The sequence below is a fragment of the Paenibacillus koleovorans NBRC 103111 genome (assembly GCF_004000845.1).
Taxonomy (GTDB): domain Bacteria; phylum Bacillota; class Bacilli; order Paenibacillales; family NBRC-103111; genus Paenibacillus_AA; species Paenibacillus_AA koleovorans.
The window spans coordinates 1-18,903 of the sequence record NZ_BIMA01000019.1 but is presented as its reverse complement, the minus strand read 5'-3'; the positions used below and the strand labels follow the sequence as shown (position 1 = coordinate 18,903).

Sequence of the window (18,903 nt, the reverse complement as noted above, 5' to 3'; positions counted from 1 at the left end):
TTTGCTATAGTGAGAATATGAAGAGAGAAGAGAACAAATCGGGCTGTCCTATCAACTATACCGTGGAAATACTGGGCGACACCTGGTCGCTGCTAATCGTGCGCGATATGCTGGCGCTGGGCAAAAAGACGTTCGGCGAGTTCCTCGAATCGGAGGAGCGGATCGGGCCGAGCGTGCTGGCCGACCGCCTGGCTCATCTTGAGCGGAAGGGCATTCTCGCGAAGACGCCGAGCGAAACCGATCGACGGAAGATGATCTATTCCTTAACCGAATCCGGCCTGAACCTCATTCCGCTGTTATACGAGGTATCGTCTTGGGGCTCGATCACGAGCCCGAATCCGGCTGCACCGGATTCCTGGTTTGAGGCGATGAAGCACGATAAGGTGCTTGTGCAGCGATTATGGCGGGAAGCGGTGGAGGCGGGGAGCTCCTTCTTCCTCGGACCGGATAGTGTAGTTGCGAAGCTGGGCTTGGATGTGTGAAAAAGGGAAGCGCTCCTGTGGGCAAGGCTGTTTGCTTGCAGGGGCGCTTCTTCTAGTTAGTAGCTGCGTAGCTGCTCGGGGTTAATGTGCGGGACGAGCCCTTCGTCCGCAGCCCGGTTCAGCAAAGCGTAGACGGCTTGGTACCCGCTGTCGCCGAGATTGCCCGTGAACTCGTTCACGTATAGGCTGATGTGCTGCTGCGCGACGGACGGGTCCATTTCCTGCGCATGCGCCATAACGTAAGCCTGGGACGCTTGGGGGTACTTCCAGGCGTATTCGACGGAAGCGCGGATCCAGTCGCTGATCGCCCGTCCGTCGAGCGAGCGTCGGGCGATAATGGCGCCGAGCGGGATCGGCAGCCCGGTGTCCGCTTCCCACCAGACGCCCATATCGGCCAACATATGCAGGCCGTAGGTCTGGTACGTGAAGCGGGCCTCGTGGATGACGAGCCCGGCGTCGACGGAGCCGTCGCGCACCGCCGGCATGATCTCGTGGAACGGCAGGACGACGATGCGGCCGAGCCCGCCGGGTACATGCTGCGCCGCCCAGAGGCGGAATAGCATGTAGGCGGTCGAGCGCTCGCTTGGGACGGCGACCGTGCGGGTGGCAAGCTGCGCCGCGTCGGTCGAGGCGTCGGCCGTCAGCACGAGCGGGCCGCAGCCGCGGCCCAGCGCGCCGCCGCAAGGGAGCAGCGCGAAGCGGTCCAGCACGTAGGGCAGCGCGGCGTAGGAGATTTTGAGCACGTCGGGGACTTCCCTCGAGGTGCTCTCAGAGCCGTCATAGGACGCGGCGAGCCCGTTGGTGATGTCGATGTCGGCGTACATCACGTCGAGCTTCGGCGTGCCAGGGATCAGCCCATGCGCCATAGCGTGGAACACGAACGTGTCGTTCGGACACGGCGAGTAGGCGATGCGCAGGCTTTGCGATTGTGGTTGCGTCATAGATCGAACACCTCCGATAATACGGCGCTGGCCGCTTCCAGCGCTTGCAGCGCCTGTGGGATACGCCAGGCCGCCCGGTCGCGCGGCCCAACGGGGTTCGAGATCGCCCGCAGCTCCAGGACGGGGAGCTGCATGGCGCGTGCGGCTGCGGCGACGCCGAAGCCTTCCATGCCTTCGGCGGCGGCGTCGGGGACGCGTGCGGCGCGCGCGGCAGCGGTGGCTGCGGTGCCCGTCACGGTCGCCACCGTGAGCACGGCGCCGGTGCGGACGGACTGGCCCGCCGCCTGCAGGGCTTGGACGAGTCGCGCCGACAGCGCCTCGTCCGTCGCGATGCGAGCTGTGCCGAAGCCCAGCTCGTCCAGCGACAGGAAACCGCCCTCGGCGGTTTCCGCACCTAACTGCGGGGCGACGCAGGCCGTCGCCACCACAAGCTCGCCGAGCGCGGCCCGCTCGGCGAAGCCGCCGCCGATGCCGGCGCACAGCACGGCCGCGTACTCGCCGCGGCCTATCGCCAGCGCCGCGCCGGCGGCGGCGGCAGCCGCCTCGGAGCTGACGCCCGCGGCGATCACGTCGAAGCGGCCGGCGTCTCGCAGGCCGCGCAGCACGGCATCCCGCTCGGCCGAGACGGCGGTCACAATCAACACTCGCCGCCCTTGGCTCTCGACGATCTCGCTGCTCCCGTCGTTCCCTCCAAGCCCATCCATCGTTTCCGTCACGACAATCTCCCCCTCCAGAACAAATAACGCTGCATCAATGTCCAACTAAGGTCAGCTTGTAGCCTACCTGCCAAGCCACACAGACCAGAAACCGCAGAGGCTGCCCCCTGCGGTCCGACCACATCCATTAAATCATACGCTCTCCGTCATACGACGTGATGATCTTGTACAGATCCGGCCGCCGGTCGCGGAAAATGCCCCACTCGATGCGCTGAATCTCCAGCTGATCGAGATCGAACTCCGCGGTCAGCACCGCTTCCTCCGTGCGTCCGGCTTCCGCGAGCTTGTTGCCCTGCGGCCCAGCGATGAACGAGGAGCCGTAGAAATTGATCGTTGAATCGCCGTCATCCTCCGGTCCGATCCGGTTGGAGGCGATGACCGGCATCAGGTTCGATGCGGCATGGCCGAGCATGCACATCTGCCAATGATCCTTCGAGTCGATGCTGCCGTCTTGCGGCTCGGAGCCGATAGCCGTCGGATAGAACAGCAGCTCCGCCCCCATCAGCGCCATACAGCGGGCGGCTTCCGGGTACCATTGATCCCAACAGACGCCGATGCCGATTTTCGCGTAACGCGTCTTCCACACCTTGAACCCGGTATCCCCCGGATTAAAGTAAAACTTCTCCTCATACCCCGGTCCGTCCGGAATGTGGCTCTTCCGATATTGTCCCAGTACCTCGCCGTTAGCATCGATCACAGCCAGCGAATTATAACGCGCATAGTTCTTTTTCTCATAAAAGCTGATCGGCAAGACGACCTCCAGCTCCCGCGCGATTTGCTTGAAATGATTGACCGCCTTGTTGTGCTCCAGCTCGGTGGCGTAGACGTAATAGTCCGCTTTCTCCTTCTGGCAAAAATAAGGCGTTTCGAACAGCTCCTGCAGCAAAATAATTTGGGCGCCTTCAGCCGCCGCCTTCCGCACGAGCGATTCCGCCCGACTAATGTTCTCCTCTATATTCGACGAGCAGCTCATTTGAGTGGCCGCTACTTTTACTTTACGCATAACCTACAGTCCTCCCTTTCCTAAGAGCTTACTTGACGCCGCGCGCCGCCATCTGCTGGGTCGTGCAGTGGACGTTGCCGCCTTCCTTGATGACCGCCATGCCGTCTACCGTGCGAATGCGACGACCCGGAAACGCTTCGCGCAACGCCTGCTCCGCCAGCCGATCCGTGCGCTCTGCAGCGCCTCCGAATACCGGCAGCACGATGCCGTCGTTCACGAAGTAGAAATTCAAATAGCTCAGCGTCAACCGGCTGTCCTCGAACATCGTCAGTGGCGGCTGCTCGATCTGGATGATGTCCAGCTTCCGCCCTTGCGCATCGACCGCTTCCTGCAAAATGTGCAAGTTCTCCTGCGTAATCGCATAGTTCGGGTCGCTTGGGTCGTGGCAAACTTGCAGGATCACTTGGCCCGGTGCCGCATAGCAGGCAATGTTGTCGACATGACCGTCCGTCTCGTCGCCGTCCAGCCCTCTTTTCAGCCAGATAACCTTCCGAATATTCACATACTGCTGCAAGTACTCCTCAATCTGCTCGCGGGACAAGTCCGGATTCCGGTTCTCGTTCAGCAAACATTCCTCGGTCGTCAGCAGCGTGCCTTCTCCGTCGACGTGGATCGAGCCGCCCTCCATCACAAGAGGAGCGTCAAACCGGCGGATGCCGTAATGCTCGAGAATTTGGGGAGCGACACTGTCGTCCAGATCCCAAGGCGCATATTTGCCGCCCCAAGCGTTGAACCGCCAGTTGACGCCGGCCACATCGCCCTCCGGGTTAACCAGGAACGTCGGACCATTGTCGCGAAACCAGGCATCGTTATGCGGGATGGCGAGAAGATCAATATTGGCTTGCCCTTTGAAATAGCCGCTTACTTTTTCCAAATCCTCGGGATTCACTACTAGCGTAACGGGCTCGAACTCCGCAATGGCGCGGGCGATCTCCGCATAGCCTTCGCTCACGGCTTCATAGTCGTCGGGATATACCATCGAGGCTTGTACCGGCCAGGACAAAAACGTCCGCTCATGCTTCGACCATTCCGGCGGCATCGCATAGTTCAACTGATTCGGTGTTGCAGCATTCGTCATTCTACTTCGCTCTTTTCTTATATGATGGTGGATGAGTATTAGTATCGCTTGTTGCAGGCATCCTACCCATCATATAACAAATCCCCAGTCGGCTCAACAAGCCGTAGACCGCTCCCGGCCCGCATTGGCCAAGCAATCTTCACCCTCCGAGGCGGACAAGTATGGTATGCTAGAATGAAGATTTGGTAAACGATGCTCGGATAGAAAGCGTGGTTGCGCATGACGGACTGGTTGTCCTCGTTGACCGAAGAAAATTTGCTGGAGCTGCTGGAGCAATTCCGCGCCTGGGGGCCGTTGCCGGGCATTCTGCTGACGTTCCTGAAAGCGTTCGTGCCCCCTATGCCCACTATAATCCTCATCGGGGTCAATGCTGCGGTGTATGGGCTGTGGCTCGGTTTCCTGTACTCGTGGCTCGGTCTGGTGTCGGGGTGTGTCGTCACATTCCTGATCGTAAGGCGAATTGCAGGGCATCCGTATCTGGAGCGCTGGGCGCACAAGCCGAAGGTGAGCCGGAGTCTGCATTGGGTGCGGCGAAACGGCTTCAGCTACGTGCTCGTGCTAAGCCTGTTTCCGCTCGGGCCGTTCGTGGTAATCAATATCGTTTCCGGACTGGTGCGGTTACGACTGCGCACATTTCTGTCGGCGATTATGCTGGGCAAAGGGATCAATGTCCTCCTCTTCTCCTACATCGGGCACGATTGGCGCCGATTCGTCGACCAGCCTTGGCTGCTCGCCGGTCTGCTGGCGTTCATCGCCGCTACTGTGTGGATCGGGCGCAAGGTCGAAGCACGCTATATGCAGCCGTCCCCTCCCGGTGGCCTGACCGCCAAGCATCACCCGCCGAAATAGCGATTTGAATATCGTTATTCTTAAAAGCACGAGCCATGCAGTCGAAAAGAAATCGCCCTCTGAGAGTGATAAACATTCTCAATGTTGGGCAGGCTAGCAGTAGCGAAGCAACGAGAAGAGGTTAGGAGTACAAAGAAAGAAGCGGCTGTGGGGCAGCCGCTTCCGGTGAAACCAATCCAAATAGCCAATCCAAGTAGCCAGTCCAATTAGCTATTCCATTTAGCCACTCATGTTGCCGTTCCAAGCAGCTAATCCATATAACGGTTACACCTTCGCTTCGAACGTCTTGCAATCGGTCTCCTCGGACTTATGGGCTTGCTTCCCCCGGTGGCTGACCACATAGATGGAGGATGCTTTGCATTGATTGTCCGGAGCCCAGTACTTGCAGCTGTTCACTTCGCACAATACGTCTTTCGCCATGACCTGATTCACCTCCTTTTTACTAGGATGGACGAATCAGGTTCTTATTATAAGCGGAGCAGCGCCTCCATCTTGCTGAGCAGCCGGGTCAGGTCGACCGGCTTCGTGTCGTAGTCGTCGCAGCCGGCCTCCAGCGCCTTCTCGCGGTCGGTCGCCATCGCATGCGCGGTCAGCGCGATAACCGGAATGCCGCGTGTCGCTTCATCGGCCTTCAGCGTTGCCGTGGCCGTCCAGCCGTCCATGATCGGCAAGCTCAGATCCATCAGGATGAGGTCGGGCATCCACTCCCGCGCACGCCGGACCCCCTCCTCGCCGTCGATGGCCATCTCGATCTCGTAGCCTTTGCGCTGCAAGCGACGGGACAGCATGTCGCGGTTCATCTCATTGTCTTCCACAATCAGTATTCTAGCCATTGTGCGAATGCCCCCCGTCCGGGGCATCTGCAGCGTCTGCAGCCTGCAGACGGCCTGTATGGACGATCAGCCGGTTCACTTCCCGCAGCAGGGCGCTTGTCGAAGACTGACCCTTCTGCAGGATGTTCTCCACCCGTCCGTTCAACCGCAGCCGGTCTTCCTCGGTAATCGTCTTCGCGGTAATGACCACGATCGGCACTGCCGCCCATTCGGGACGTTGGCGCAGCTCGGAGACGAACTGGAAGCCATCCATCTCCGGCATCATCAGATCGAGCAGGATGAGCTGCGGATTGGCTTCCGCCATGCGCTGCAGCGCCACGAGCCCGTTGTCCGCTCGGGTCACGGAATAACCTTCCCGCGTCAGCAGCTTCGTCATCATCTCCGACGTAGGGACATCGTCCTCGATGACGAGCACGCTGCCGGCCTCGCGTTGATCGACGTACTGGTTCAGCACGCTGAGCAGCCGTTCGCGCTCGACGGGCTTCACCAGGTACTCGGAAGCGCCAAGGGCGAAGCCCAGATTGCGGTTGTCCGAGACCGACAGCAGAATGACCGGAATGTCGGCGACCTCGGGCTGCGATTCCTTCTTCAACTGCGCCAAGACGCTCCAGCCGTCCATGCCCGGCATAAGCACATCCAGAATGATCGCATCCGGCTTTTTCTCCCGCGCTAGCTGCAGTCCTTCCAAACCGGTGCGGGCCATCAGCACCGAGTACTGCTCCTTCTGCAGATAACGCTGCAGCAGCTTGAGCATATCCACATCGTCGTCGATGACCAGGACGGTCAACTGGTTCGGGTTCGCACCCTCTCCCTCGACAGGCTCGTCCGGCGACCAGTCGTCGCCTTGCCCCCCGTGGCTCGCTTCATTGATGTTGGGCAGCCAGACGGTGAATGTGCTGCCCGTGCCGGGTTCGCTCTTCACCTGGATCGAGCCGCCGAGCATCTGGGCGAATCGCTGGCTGATCGCCAGACCGAGGCCGGTGCCGCCATACTTGCGCGTCGTGGACAGGTCGGCTTGCGTGAAGGCGAGGAACAGCTTGTCCATCTGCTCCGGAGTCATGCCGATGCCGGAATCCGTCACACGGAACAAGTAGCCGCTTCGGTCGCCCTCCATCGCCTGTTGGATCTCGAGGCGGACCGCCCCTTCTTGCGTAAACTTGGACGCGTTGCTGAGCAAGTTCAGAATGATCTGCCGCAGCTTGGTCACATCGGTGCGGAAGAAACCGGACACGCCTTGAATTTCGAGGGTGTTGCGGTTTTTGGCGATGAGCGGTCGTACGGTCGACGCGACATCCTGGATGAAGCTGTCCACCTCGCATACCTCGAGGTAGATGTCCATCTTGCCGGCCTCGATCTTCGACAGATCGAGAATATCGTTGATCAGGGACAGCAGGTGCTTTCCGGACGTATGGATTTTTTTCAAGTCCTCGGCAAAAGCCGGCTCGCCCAAGTCGGCGGCCTCCTCCTGCAGCATCTCGCTATACCCGATGATGGCGTTCAGCGGCGTCCGCAGCTCATGGCTCATGTTCGCGAGGAACTGGCTTTTGATCTTGCTCGCCTCGATCGCCTCATCCCGGGCGCGGACCAATTCCGTCGTCCGTTCCTTGACCAGCTCCTCGAGATGATTGTTGACGTCCTTCAGCTCCTCATTGGCGTAGAACAGCTCCCGCGTCTTCTGCTCCGCAATGTCTTCCGCCGCCTTGCGCGCCCTCTTCTCCCGCTCCAGCTGTCTGCGAAGCAACTCCAATTCTTCCATCGGTCAATTCGTCTCCCGTTTCGTCATAGTGAAGCGTGCCGCGGTCCCGCCCGCATCCTCCAAGTTCTCCCGCTCGAGGGTGATGTCCTCTTCGAAATGCTTGATTGCCCCGACAATGAGCCCTTCCGCCAGATCGGCGAACGGACGCGAGGAGCGATAGGTCATGACCATGACGCCCGGCGACGGCGTCTCGTAGGAGAAGCCTGGCAGCTCGGCGTCGGGATACAGCTTGCGAACCTCGACATGGATGTAGGAATCGACCTTCAGCAGAAAATCGTACACCGACTTGTTGGCGGCAACGAACTGCGGGTACCCGGCGGCCAACTGGCCGAACATATACTCGCCGAACACGCGGACGAGATCGGACACGGGGATGTCCGTCTGTTTGCTGAGCTGTACGACCAAGCTGATGATTTCCTCATGCGAGTAAGTTCCGAGGCTCGTGTACGCACCGCCGGACGGAAGCTCGGCCAGCTCGATGATTTTGTCGGCCATCTGTGGGGAGAACCGCTCCTCCACCATTTCCAAAAACGTCGTAAATACCATGCCTTTCATACGTTCGAGCCTCCATCGTCTCAAAAATCTAAATTGGGGTTGCGGTGTTCTGCGAGCGAACCACAGTGAGGAATGCTTCCGTAACTACGGGATCGAAATGTTTGCCTTGCTGCCGTTCGATTTCCTGTATCGTCTCGTCCGTGCTCCAGGCCGCCTTGTAAGGGCGCTCGTGGGTCAAGGCGTCGTAGAAGTCCGCGATCGCCACGATGCGTGCGGGCAGCGGAATTTCCTCGCCCTTCAGTCCGGCCGGGTACCCGTTGCCGTCCCAGCGCTCATGATGGTGCAGCGCGATCTCGGAGGCGAGCCGCAACGTCGGGAAGAAGGCGTCGCCGATAATATGCGCTCCGATCGACGTGTGCACCTTCATCTTCTCGAATTCGTCGGGCGAAAATTTGCCAGGCTTGAGCAGGATGTGATCCGGGATGCCGATCTTGCCGATATCGTGCAAGGCGGCGGCCGATTCGATCTGTTCGACATCCTCCTCCGGGAGGCCCAGCGCCCGGGCGGTCAGTCCGGCCAAGCGGCCGACTCGCTGCGTATGCTCGCCCGTCACATCGTCGCGGTACTCGGCCGAGCGCGCCAGGATGCGCAGAATCTCGAGCTGCGCCTCTTCAAGCTCCGCCGTGCGTTCCGACACCTTCTGCTCCAGCTGCTGATTGTGCAGTTGAAGCTGCATGTGCAGATAGCGGGTCTTGAGCAGATTCGTGATGCGCAGTACGACCTCGCTTCGGTCGAACGGTTTGGTGAGGAAGTCGTTGGCACCCTCGCGCAGCGCTCGCTGCTTGGCCTCCGGCGTGACGTCGGCGGTCAGCACGAGCACAGGCAAATAATCGTCCTCATGGACAATCTGCTTCAGCCTTGCGAGTGCCGCGAATCCGTCGATGTGCGGCATATGGAGATCCAGGAGCACAATATCCGGCCGGTAGTCCAGGAACAGCTCCTCGAATTGCATCGGGTCGGTCGTGCTGATCATCCGGTCGAAGCCCGCCCGCTTCAAGATGCGCTCCAGCAGCTCGATATTGAACGCTTGATCGTCCATGATGAATATTTTCGATTGCTTCAGCCAGGTTTGCTCGAATTCCATCTCGTTACCTCTCGGATTAGGGCTCGTGTCGAAATATGCAAGTCTTACCATTTTAAATTCGATTCGGTCCGCCTATCTCCTTCTAGTTCCAACGGCGCAGATCAACTTTTTAATAGGAAGATTCAGCGCTAAGAAACCGCTTTCATCTCGCAGGTCAGCCCGTCCTAGGCGGATGTGCCGCCGCTCCTGCAGAAGGTGTTCCCGTACGTGCTGACATTGATCGCGCTAGTCGTGTTCTCGTAGTCCTCGAACGCGCCTAAGGCTGTCGGGGAGCCGGTCGATTCGGGGAAGCGATAGCGGCTAGGGGTAGACGGATTTCCACCGTTGTTCCAATGCCCAGCTCGCTCTCGAACCGCATCGTGCCTTTATGATTCGCTATAATTTGCTGACTGACCATGAGTCCGAGCCCTGTGCCGGACTCTTTTCTTGTATAGAACGGCTCGCCCAAGTGGGCGATCTCGTCTTGCGGGATGCCGCAGCCTTCGTCGATGATGCGGACGACGAGATCGTCGCTTCGAGGCGTCACGGCATGGAACAGCTCGATCGTCAGCTGTCCGCCCTCCGGCATCGCCTCCATGCCGTTCTTCAGCACGTTCAAGAACACTTGCTTGAGCTGGTTGGCTTCGCAAGTGAGCGGCGGCAGCTCGGGGGCGAAGCGAGTCTCGATCTGCACATTGCTCATATTCGCCTGAGAGTCGAGCAGCAGCAGGATGTCCTGCATCGTATCGCGCAGATCGACTTCCACGAACTTATTCACCTGCGGCTTCGCCAGCACGAGAAATTCGCTGACGATGAAGTTGATGCGATCGAGCTCCGAGAGCATGATGTCGAGATGGTATGACGAGCTCACCCCGCGCTTCTGCTGCAGCTGGATGAAGCCGCGCAGCGTCGTGAGCGGGTTGCGGATCTCGTGCGCAACGCCGGCAGCGAGCTGGCCGACGAGCGATAGCTTCTCGGAGCGGCGCAGCACCTCCTCGGTCTGCTTCTTCGCGGTGATGTTCCGGGAGATCGAGGACATGGCGACGATATCGCCGGCATCATTGCGGATCGGCGAGATCGTGATGCTCACGTCGAGCGGGCTGCCGTCCTTGCCGGAGCGTACCGTCTCGTAATCCGTCACGGAGGCGCCTCGTTCGATCTTCCGGCGAATATGCTGGTACTCCTCCGCCAGCTCCTCCGGTACGATCGGCAGCGGCCTGCCGAACGCTTCGCCGCGGCTCCAGCCGTACATCGACTCGAACGCGTGGTTGACGGTGAGCACCTTCCCTTCCAGGTCGGACACATGAATCGCATCGGACGTATGGGCGAAGAACGATTCCAAGTATTCCTTCGTGTTGCGCAGCTCCTCGGCCGCATCCTTCAGGCGGCTCATATGCGACTGCAGATTGGAGGCCATGGCGTTGACGCTCTCGGCCAGCCGCCCAAGCTCGTCCTTGCTGCCTACCGGAATCGGCGTGCCGAACTTGCCTTCCGCCATTTCGTTCACCGCCCGCACGATCTGGCTCAAGCCGCGGGTCATGAAGCTCGCGCAGAAGTAGCTGGCGATCATCGAGAGCAGGACGAGTCCCAGAGAAACCATAGACTGCACGACGAGCTGGCTCATCAGGGCGATATGAATCGACTCGCGGTCGAATACCACGGCGACGATGGAGGGTGCCGATGGGGAACCGGTCGGGACGAAGCTTTTCATCACTTGTTTTTTGTTGATAAAGTGGTTCGAGATTACGGTGGTGCCGGTTGAGACCGCCCGCTGGACGTTCAGATTGTCGAATTCGAGGGACTGGTACGCATATTCGCCTACTACGATGGCTCGGACATCCAGGTTGTAGACGGTTATGCCCTGCTTGAGCTCAAGATGCGGCGGCTTGCCGAAAAACTGCGGATCGATGCCGGTAATTTCCAGAATGTTCGGGTTGTCCCGGAGCGTCTTGGTGATGATCTCCTCGGCTCCGATCTGCTTCTCGAAATTCATGAGGGAGGTGGCGTCCAAGCAAGGATTGATCATATAGTTGGTCGTGCCGTCGTAGTAGTTGCCCCATTTTTTAATTTTGGTCGGATCGGATGTGGCGTAGTTGATCGGGCCCGACCAGTAGTTCGGCTGCTTCAAGCCTTGAGGAATGGTTGCGAAACGGTGGTCAAACAGCTGCTGAAAGGCGGTATGCCAGTAGTCCCATGTTTTGGAGCTCAAATACAGCTCTCGAGGGTCGGATGATTTCAGGACGAGGATGTCGTCGCCGACCTGCTTCCACAGGCTGATGCCTTCGACCCCGAGCTCTTCACTGAGCGCGACGAGCTGGCTGTTCTCGACTTTGGCGATATCAGGATCGAGCCGTTCCTTGATCGCGATGGAGGCCATCCGCAGCTTCTCGGCCATCGAGTCCTCCAAGTGCTGCTTGGCTTGGCTGGATGCCTTCAGCGTCGCCCCGATCTGTTCGGCGGCGGCCATCATTTGCTGCTCGGCATTGTACTGCAGATCGGTGTTCGTCGAAATATAGTTAATCCATACGTTTAAGGATAAAATGACGGCAACGATCAGCGAGATGGAGATCGCAAGTTTCGCTTTGATGGACAAGGTCGTGCCTCCGTAGGTGATGTTGGGTTCATCATAATAATGTTAGACGCGAGTCGGCAAAATCCTGTTTTCCATTATTTTCATGCTGCGTGCAGGGTGTTACATTTTGACATTCTAGGGGGATATAAAAGAAAAACCGTCCTAAAGGACGGTTCTCGGTTTAGCCTTACTCCGGATGATTATGCGTATCTTCGCCTATGGCGAACGGCGTAGTGACGCCCTCGTAGCTGAGGTGCATAGTCATGCCGGCCTTGGCGTGCTGCAGGTTGTGGCAATGGTCCATCCAGATGCCCGGATTGTCGGCCCGGAAGGCGACCTCGTACGTGTCGCCCGGCCGGACGTCGAGCGTATCGGACCACCACGGCGATCCGGTGGACGGCACGCCGTTGCGGGAGAGGACGAGCACATGGTGGCCGTGCAGGTGCATCGGGTGGTCGACACCGCCGCGGTTCACGAACTTCACCTTGATCAACTCCCCTTCGCGGACCATGAACATCGGGGCGTTCGGGAACACTTCGCCGTTCATCGTGTAGAGCTGGTTGAAGCGGCCGTTGAAGAAACCCAGCTTGTTGTCAAGCACCACCTCGAACGTGCGGTCGAACTTGCTGTCGGCGTTGAATGGGGTTGCAGTCGGCTCGCCGTAGTTCAGCGGGTCGAAGGCGATCGACACCGCCGGCAAGCCAGGCACATCCGCCTTGCCGCTCGGGCTCATCAGAATGCCGAGCTTCTTGGAGTTGCCTACGCTGAGGTAGATCGGCTTGTTCGGCATCTCGAACTCCAGATCCATCCGGCCGCCGGTCGTCAGCTCAATGCGGGTGTTCGTCAGCAGCTCCGGCTTGTTCAGACTCTCGCCGTCGATCGCGACGACCCGGAACGGCGTACCGACGAGCGTGTACTTCTGAATGACCCAGTCATCGGTATTGATCAGCCGCAGCCTAACCTTCGTACCTGGTTCGATCTGCTTCTGCCGGACGCCGTCGGAGGTGCCGATCGCGAATCCGGCGCCGCTCCAGACATGCGTCATCACGGTGATGTCTTCCGCCGATGACGGCTGCGTGCTGCGGGGTTCGATGATCAGCGGACCGAACAAGCCGCGCTGCACCGCTTCTTGTGAATTCTGGTGCGAATGGTACCAGAACGTGCCGACTTGATCGGCGACGAACCGGTACACATGCTGCCCGCCGGGCATGACGGCATCTTGCGTCGCGCCGGCTACGCCGTCCTCGGCGTTCGGCACGTCCAGGCCGTGCCAGTGAATCGTAACTCCTCCTTCGATGTCCTTGTTCAGCAGCGTCACTTCGACGAGCTCGCCTTCCCTGAACCGGAGCTCGGGGCCGGGAATTTCTCCATTGTACGTCCAGACATCGACGCTTTTGCCAGAGTCCATCCGGATCGTGCCCTTCTCTGCCATTAATGTAACCCGGCGGTCCGGGGTGCCGGTTTGCGGACCGGTCAGCTGCGTGACCGGGGTGCCGGCCGTTCCGGCGGAGGCGGTCATCGTGTGGCCGCCGTGATTATGCGAGGCCACGACGGGGCCGCCGCCGTAATCCATCTTCCCGGCCATCATGTCGACCGTGCCGGGGAGGAGGCTGTTCTGCATAGCCAGGAAGAGGAGCGAGGCGCCGACGGCGGCTACCCCGACGACGATGCCCAAGTCGCGGATGGCGCGTCTGCCGCGCCGGTTGACGACTTCGGCTTCCGGCTTGCTGTACAGCTGGTTGCGGCGCAGGTGCAAGACGGTGAACACGCCGACGGCGAGCAGGAATACGGCGGCCGGGATGGCCGTCTCCAGCGTGAGCCAGCTCGTGGGCGGCACCAGCGCGAAGTAGAAGGCGGTCGCCGCACCCAAGCCTAAGGCTTGGTAAGGTACGACCAGCGCCGGAGCGCTGGCCAGCCGCCGCAGCTCCGGCGACAGCGGACCGTCTGCGTCGCCTTCGGCTTTGGCGGCATGGCGCAGCCTCAGCAGCATCGGGACGGAGACGAGCAGCACGGCGAGCATCGGCAGCAAGAGGAGCGGCGTTCGCAAGTACAGCGGGTACTCCCAGAAGTCTTGGCTGTACCAACTCATGAGCAAGCCGACTGATAAGAGCTGTGCTAGCGAGAGTAGGGTCAGCCATAAGGCCCAAGACAGCTGCTTTCTCGCTTTCTGTTTCATACGAGCCGCCGTTCCTGCATACAGCAGTCCGGAAGCTTTCTTGCCCGCTATCCATCCCAAGAGCGCCAGCAGGAATAGCCAGGCATACTCAAGTCCTAACAATAGGGCATACACGTTCCTGATCCTCCTAAAAACCGATCGCGGCCATCGAATGCTCCGCATCGTCATGATTGATGGTACCAGTGTACCGAATGGAGGAGGCGTGCAGAAACCGACGCAGGCCGTATGATGGCCTAGACCAAAGTTGGGGGAGTTGGTTTACTGAAATTTCATGTTATGTATATTGACACGAAATAACAGAAGACATATGATTAATAGCATAATAGGTCTGAATGTTCGGAAAAATAGGTCTATTTGTGTGATGTCTGTGTTATAAATAGTAACAACAACCGGAAAATAGAGGTGAAGCCCCATGTTGGACCTCAATCGCCCCCTTATGGCTCCTTACTCGCTGGACTCGTTTTACGACGAAATGTTCGGCTATGATGTGCCCATTCGCGCTCACTATGAGCAGGTGTATCGGACGTTCCTGACGATGGCTCCCGCGGAGCTGGCGGGCAAACAACTGGCGATGGAGCGACGTATGCTTGAGGAGGGCATTACGTTCGCGGTCTACAAGCCCGATCAACCGGATCCGCTGGAACGTACGATTCCGTTCGACCTGATCCCGCGCATCATCCCCCGGGATGAATGGACGATGCTCGAGAAGGGGCTGAGGCAGCGGGTGAAGGCGCTGAATCGCTTCACGCACGACATCTATCACGAGCAGCTGATTGTGAAGGAGGGCATTATTCCGCGCCGCATGATTGTGGCGAACCGCTATTTCCGGCCCGAGATGATGCATGTCGATGTGCCGGGCGGCACCTACATTACGACTTCGGGCATCGACCTGATCCGGGACGCCGCAGGAGATTACTACGTGCTGGAGGACAATTTGCGCTCGCCGTCGGGTTTCTCCTATTTGTTCAAGAGCCGCTCGATTATGAATGAGATCTTCCCCGAACTGACGCTTTCCAATACGATCCGGGACGTCGAAATCAGCTTGAACCGCTTTCTCACTACCCTACGAAGCCTGTCGCCTTCCCGAAAATCGAATCCGGTCATCGCGCTGCTGACGCCGGGCTCCTTTAACTCCGCTTATTATGAGCATGCTTTCCTTGCACAACAAATGGGTATTCATTTAGTAGAGGGCCGAGATCTGGTAACGATGGATCATAAGGTGTACATCCGCGGACTGAAGGGGCTGCAGAAGGTGGATGTGCTGTACCGGCGCATCGACGACGATTTTCTCGATCCGCTGGCGTTCAAGCCGGACTCCGTCCTCGGGGTGGCGGGCATCATGAATGCCTACCGCGCAGGCAATCTGGCGATCGTCAATGCACCGGGCACAGGGGTGGCCGACGATAAGGCGGTGTATTGCTATGTGCCGGACATGATTCGGTTTTACTTAAATGAGGAGCCGATTTTGCGCAATGTGCCCACTTATGTGCTTGACCGGCCGGATGAGCGGGAGTACGTGCTCGAGCATCTCCGGGAGCTCGTCGTGAAGGAGACGTCGCTGTCGGGCGGCTACGGGATGCTGATCGGGCCGGCGGCTACGGAGGAGGAGCTGTGCGCCTTCGCCGAGCGGATCCGGCTGAACCCGGGGCTGTATATCGCGCAGCCGACCGTTCAGCTGTCGCGGGCGCCCGTCATCCAGGACGGGGTTATGACGCCTAGGCATATCGACCTGCGGGCATTCGTGCTGACCGGCAGCCGCGAGCAGATGCATGTCATCCCGGGCGGGCTGACGCGGGTGGCGATGAGGCCGGGGTCGCTGGTCGTGAACTCCTCGCAGGGCGGCGGCTGCAAGGACACCTGGGTGATGGCTTAGCTGGGTTGCCGGAAAGTCGAGAGGCGGAAAGAGAAGAGAACGAGAACGAGAAAGAGAACGAGAAAGAAACAGAGTATAGAGATAGAGAAGCCGAATAGGCGTATAACAAGTGGAGAGAGATTGGTTAGAGAGCGGAGCTGAAGGATTAGAGTGCGCAGAGAGTGCGGATAGAGTCGGATTGAGCGCGCTAGAGAGTGCGGATACAGATCGGACAGAGTCGAAGAGAGCTCGGACAGAGTGTGGCGAGAAAATGGAGAGAACGGCTAGCGCAGCGGAGAGTACGGAGAGTGCGGAAGAGAGAACACGGAGAGGCGAATGAAAGGAGATGCAGGGATGCTGAATCGGAATGCGGAGGCGTTGTTCTGGGTCGGGCGGTATATGGAACGGGCGGAAAATCACGCGAGACTGATCGATGTGCATTACCACATTCAGCAGGAGGGCGATTACGAGCGGAAGGAGCAAAAATGGGAGCGGCTCATCCAGGCGCTGGGGGCGGAGTACGACTATTCGCGCTTGTACGGCACCTACTCGCAGAAGGATGTGCTTACCTTCATCACGCTCAGCCGAGATTATTCGAACTCGTTGTTCTCCTGCGTCAGCCAGGCGCGAGGCAATCTGCGGACGCTGCGGGAGAAGCTGCCGAGCGAGATGTGGGAAGTGATGAACAGCTTCTACTTGTGGCTCGGGGCCAAACAGCCGGACGACTTGCTCGCGGAAGGGCCGCATTCGTTTTATAAAGCGGTGAAGGAGCGCTCCGGTATGTTCTACGGCGTGCAACAGTCCGTCATGCTGCGCGAGGACGAGTGGTACTTCATGGAGAGCGGCAAATATTTGGAGCGGGCGGAAAATACGGTGCGCATCCTGCATTCCGTCATTCAAGCGATTCTGGAGGACCAGGCGCCGCCGTACTTGTATTTGCTGACCGTGCTGAAATCGGTGAGCGGCTACCAGGCGTTCCGCAAATATTACGCCGACGCCGTCTCCGTGGAGCATCTGATGGAATTTCTGATCGGCAGCCCGCAGTTCCCGCGGTCGATTCAGTTCGCATTTACTCGGCTGGAGGAATGCCTCGCGCGCATTGAATTTGCGCTTAGCGATTCGCCCTTGCCCAAGGAGCGTAGCATCCGGCTAGCGAGTCGGGTGAAGGCCGAGCTCGATTGCCTCGAGAAGGGTCAGATGACGCTGCCCTATGTGAGACCGCTGCTCGACGAGATGGTGCTGGCGTGCCAGAAGCTCGGCAAGACGATCGAGTGCTCCTTCTTCACGCTGGAGGGAGCGACCGCATGAAGATTGAAATCCAGCATATGACCCGGTACATCTATGGCGATCCGGTCGTCGACAGCGTCAACGAAATTCGGCTGACTCCCCGGACGAACGAGCGGCAGTCTTGCTATCACCACGAGGTAGTCGTCGAGCCCCCCGCCGCTCTGCTCACGTACGAAGACTTCTTCGGCAACCGGGTGCACGCGTTCTCCGTTAATCCCGCGCATCGCGAGCTCGTCATCCGCACCCGGGCGACGGTAGTGACGCAGGATCGCTGGCCGGCGGCGGACGGGACGACCGGGAATGCGGCGGCGCCGGAGGAGGAGCTCGCGCAGCTGCAGAGCGAGAAGCTGCAGGATCGCTACATCGAGTTCCTGCTACCGACCGAGTACACCGCGGACGGCGCGGACGTGCGCGATTACGCCGAAGCCTACCCGTTCGGCGATGATGGCCTTCGCGCCTGGGCGGGTCGGCTGTGCGCCGGCATACACCGGGACTTCACGTATGATCCGTCGGCGACCGACGTCCATACGACCGTGAGCGAGACGCTGCGGCTGCGGCGCGGCGTCTGCCAGGACTACGCGCATCTGATGATTGCCGTCTGCCGCAGCAAGGGCGTGCCTGCTCGTTATGTGAGCGGCTACCACTTCGTCGGCGATCTCGAGGGGGCGCGGGCCGATTTCGTGCAGGCGTCGCACGCCTGGCTCGAGGTGCAGATTCCCGGCACCGGCTGGATCGGCTTCGACCCGACGAACAACGGAGAGGTCGGCGGCCGGTATGTGAAGCTGGGGCACGGGCGGGACTACAAGGACATCGTACCCGTGAAGGGCGTGTATTTCGGGACGGTTGAACAGCGGCTCGAGGTTAAGGTGGATGTGAGGCGGCTGGAGGATTAGTCGGGCTCGGAGCTAGCGGATAGGGCAAGGCGATGTGGGACGGACGTCCCGGTTGGCCGTTGGTTGCTTGAAGGCTGGCTGACTTCGGCTGGCTGATTGACTGCTGAGCAACGGTGAGCATCCCCCAGCTGGCCGGAGGAGTCCTGGCGGCTGGTGGACTTCGGCTGGTTGGTTGATTGCCCCACAGTGGCGGGCGCCCCCGGCTGGCCGGAGCGTGTTCGTTTGACATGGGCGGAGCGGGTTTCTATAATTTGATCAACAGCAACAGACAGATCCCGCGCAAGGAGCGAACGCCATGGCCTTCGGCATTACCCGGCAGGAGATGAACGCCTGGAAACAGGCGGTCTCCCGGGGCGATCTCGCTTTTCTAACCCATTACTGGCTGGACCCGCGTTTCCCGGACAGCCGGACCGTGACCAAGGTCGGCTGCTCCGACCTGGGCAAGCTGGCGGACTGGTGCGTCCGCAACGGCCTGAACCCCCGCTACATCCATCGGCGCGCGGAATACCCGCATTTCGACCTGATCGGGCCGAAGCAGGTGCAGATACTACGGGCCGAGGGGCTCTTGGAGCAGGTTAACCGGTTTCGGCTGTGATCGCCGAAATAGCGTTACCGCATCCGGGATCACGCTAATTGCCCCCGAAACATGGGGAACCGTGCGCCGGGGAGCGAAATAAGGTGATACCAAAAGTAGGATCGTAGTATGGTGGGAGAGTAGAATAGTAGAAGCACAGCCCGGCGATGAGCCGGGTTTTGCTTCGCAAGTAGACCAATAATTACCCTACATCGAGTCCAGCTGCCCGTTTCAGCCGCCAAGTGGACCAATTTTACCCTACATCGAGTCCAG

17 protein-coding genes are annotated in these 18,903 nt (G+C 59.5%); 6 read left to right on the top strand and 11 right to left on the bottom strand.

All coding sequences use genetic code 11. From position 1 onward, the window contains the following. Positions 1 to 17 precede the first annotated feature (17 nt). Positions 18 to 482: a winged helix-turn-helix transcriptional regulator gene (locus PKO02S_RS08860; RefSeq protein ID WP_127581294.1), complete on the top strand. Its 465-nt coding sequence runs from the start codon at positions 18 to 20 to the stop codon at positions 480 to 482. Positions 483 to 538: 56 nt separating this feature from the next. On the opposite strand, the gene PKO02S_RS08855 is transcribed toward PKO02S_RS08860, so the two are convergent. The 4 genes from PKO02S_RS08855 to PKO02S_RS08840 form a co-directional block, all read right to left on the bottom strand. After that, positions 539 to 1,399 (bottom strand): 1,4-dihydroxy-6-naphtoate synthase, encoded by an 861-nt coding sequence (locus PKO02S_RS08855; RefSeq protein WP_127581448.1) that lies wholly within the window; start codon positions 1,397 to 1,399, stop codon positions 539 to 541. Between the two features lie 20 nt (positions 1,400 to 1,419). Further along, positions 1,420 to 2,127 carry a futalosine hydrolase gene (locus tag PKO02S_RS08850; protein WP_127581443.1) on the bottom strand — a complete coding sequence of 236 codons (708 nt, stop codon included), beginning with the start codon at positions 2,125 to 2,127 and terminating at the stop codon, positions 1,420 to 1,422. A gap of 139 nt (positions 2,128 to 2,266) precedes the next feature. Beyond that, a complete protein-coding gene (aguB, locus tag PKO02S_RS08845; protein WP_127581292.1) occupies positions 2,267 to 3,142 on the bottom strand; it encodes an N-carbamoylputrescine amidase in 876 nt (291 codons plus the stop codon). Between the two features lie 28 nt (positions 3,143 to 3,170). Beyond that, entirely contained in the window at positions 3,171 to 4,220 is a 1,050-nt protein-coding gene (locus PKO02S_RS08840; RefSeq protein ID WP_127581289.1) for an agmatine deiminase family protein, read from the bottom strand. Between the two features lie 219 nt (positions 4,221 to 4,439). On the opposite strand from PKO02S_RS08840, the gene PKO02S_RS08835 reads away from it, so the two are divergent. Further along, positions 4,440 to 5,069, top strand: coding sequence for a TVP38/TMEM64 family protein (locus PKO02S_RS08835; RefSeq protein ID WP_307720013.1), 630 nt, complete (start codon positions 4,440 to 4,442; stop codon positions 5,067 to 5,069). Between the two features lie 264 nt (positions 5,070 to 5,333). Here PKO02S_RS08835 and PKO02S_RS08830 read toward each other — a convergent pair whose 3' ends face one another. The 7 genes from PKO02S_RS08830 to PKO02S_RS08800 all read right to left on the bottom strand — a co-directional run bounded on the left by PKO02S_RS08830 (position 5,334) and on the right by PKO02S_RS08800 (position 14,138). Beyond that, complete coding sequence (locus tag PKO02S_RS08830; protein WP_127581283.1) at positions 5,334 to 5,489, bottom strand: DUF1540 domain-containing protein; 156 nt, start codon at positions 5,487 to 5,489, stop codon at positions 5,334 to 5,336. Between the two features lie 47 nt (positions 5,490 to 5,536). Next, complete coding sequence (locus PKO02S_RS08825) at positions 5,537 to 5,902, bottom strand: response regulator (protein WP_127581281.1); 366 nt, start codon at positions 5,900 to 5,902, stop codon at positions 5,537 to 5,539. Then, positions 5,895 to 7,658, bottom strand: coding sequence for a hybrid sensor histidine kinase/response regulator (locus PKO02S_RS08820; RefSeq protein ID WP_127581278.1), 1,764 nt, complete (start codon positions 7,656 to 7,658; stop codon positions 5,895 to 5,897). The genes PKO02S_RS08825 and PKO02S_RS08820 overlap by 8 nt, the downstream gene beginning before the upstream one ends. 3 nt (positions 7,659 to 7,661) lie before the next feature. After that, positions 7,662 to 8,213 carry a heme NO-binding domain-containing protein gene (locus PKO02S_RS08815; RefSeq protein ID WP_127581275.1) on the bottom strand — a complete coding sequence of 184 codons (552 nt, stop codon included), beginning with the start codon at positions 8,211 to 8,213 and terminating at the stop codon, positions 7,662 to 7,664. A gap of 28 nt (positions 8,214 to 8,241) precedes the next feature. Then, positions 8,242 to 9,297, bottom strand: coding sequence for an HD domain-containing phosphohydrolase (locus PKO02S_RS08810; protein ID WP_127581273.1), 1,056 nt, complete (start codon positions 9,295 to 9,297; stop codon positions 8,242 to 8,244). Positions 9,298 to 9,553: 256 nt separating this feature from the next. After that, complete coding sequence (locus tag PKO02S_RS08805; RefSeq protein ID WP_246066889.1) at positions 9,554 to 11,869, bottom strand: ATP-binding protein; 2,316 nt, start codon at positions 11,867 to 11,869, stop codon at positions 9,554 to 9,556. Positions 11,870 to 12,035: 166 nt separating this feature from the next. Next, entirely contained in the window at positions 12,036 to 14,138 is a 2,103-nt protein-coding gene (locus PKO02S_RS08800; protein WP_246066888.1) for a multicopper oxidase family protein, read from the bottom strand. Between the two features lie 298 nt (positions 14,139 to 14,436). On the opposite strand from PKO02S_RS08800, the gene PKO02S_RS08795 reads away from it, so the two are divergent. From PKO02S_RS08795 to PKO02S_RS08780, 4 genes are all read left to right on the top strand, one after another. Then, the gene (locus tag PKO02S_RS08795; RefSeq protein WP_127581270.1) at positions 14,437 to 15,897 is read left to right on the top strand and encodes a circularly permuted type 2 ATP-grasp protein; all 1,461 of its coding nucleotides are present in this window, start codon (positions 14,437 to 14,439) and stop codon (positions 15,895 to 15,897) included. A 333-nt stretch (positions 15,898 to 16,230) separates the two neighbouring features. Further along, entirely contained in the window at positions 16,231 to 17,184 is a 954-nt protein-coding gene (locus PKO02S_RS08790; protein ID WP_127581267.1) for an alpha-E domain-containing protein, read from the top strand. Next, positions 17,181 to 18,056, top strand: a complete 876-nt coding sequence (locus PKO02S_RS08785; protein WP_127581264.1) for a transglutaminase family protein — start codon at positions 17,181 to 17,183, stop codon at positions 18,054 to 18,056. The genes PKO02S_RS08790 and PKO02S_RS08785 overlap by 4 nt, the downstream gene beginning before the upstream one ends. A gap of 295 nt (positions 18,057 to 18,351) precedes the next feature. Then, the gene (locus PKO02S_RS08780; RefSeq protein ID WP_127581261.1) at positions 18,352 to 18,651 is read left to right on the top strand and encodes a hypothetical protein; all 300 of its coding nucleotides are present in this window, start codon (positions 18,352 to 18,354) and stop codon (positions 18,649 to 18,651) included. Positions 18,652 to 18,903: the final 252 nt, after the last annotated feature.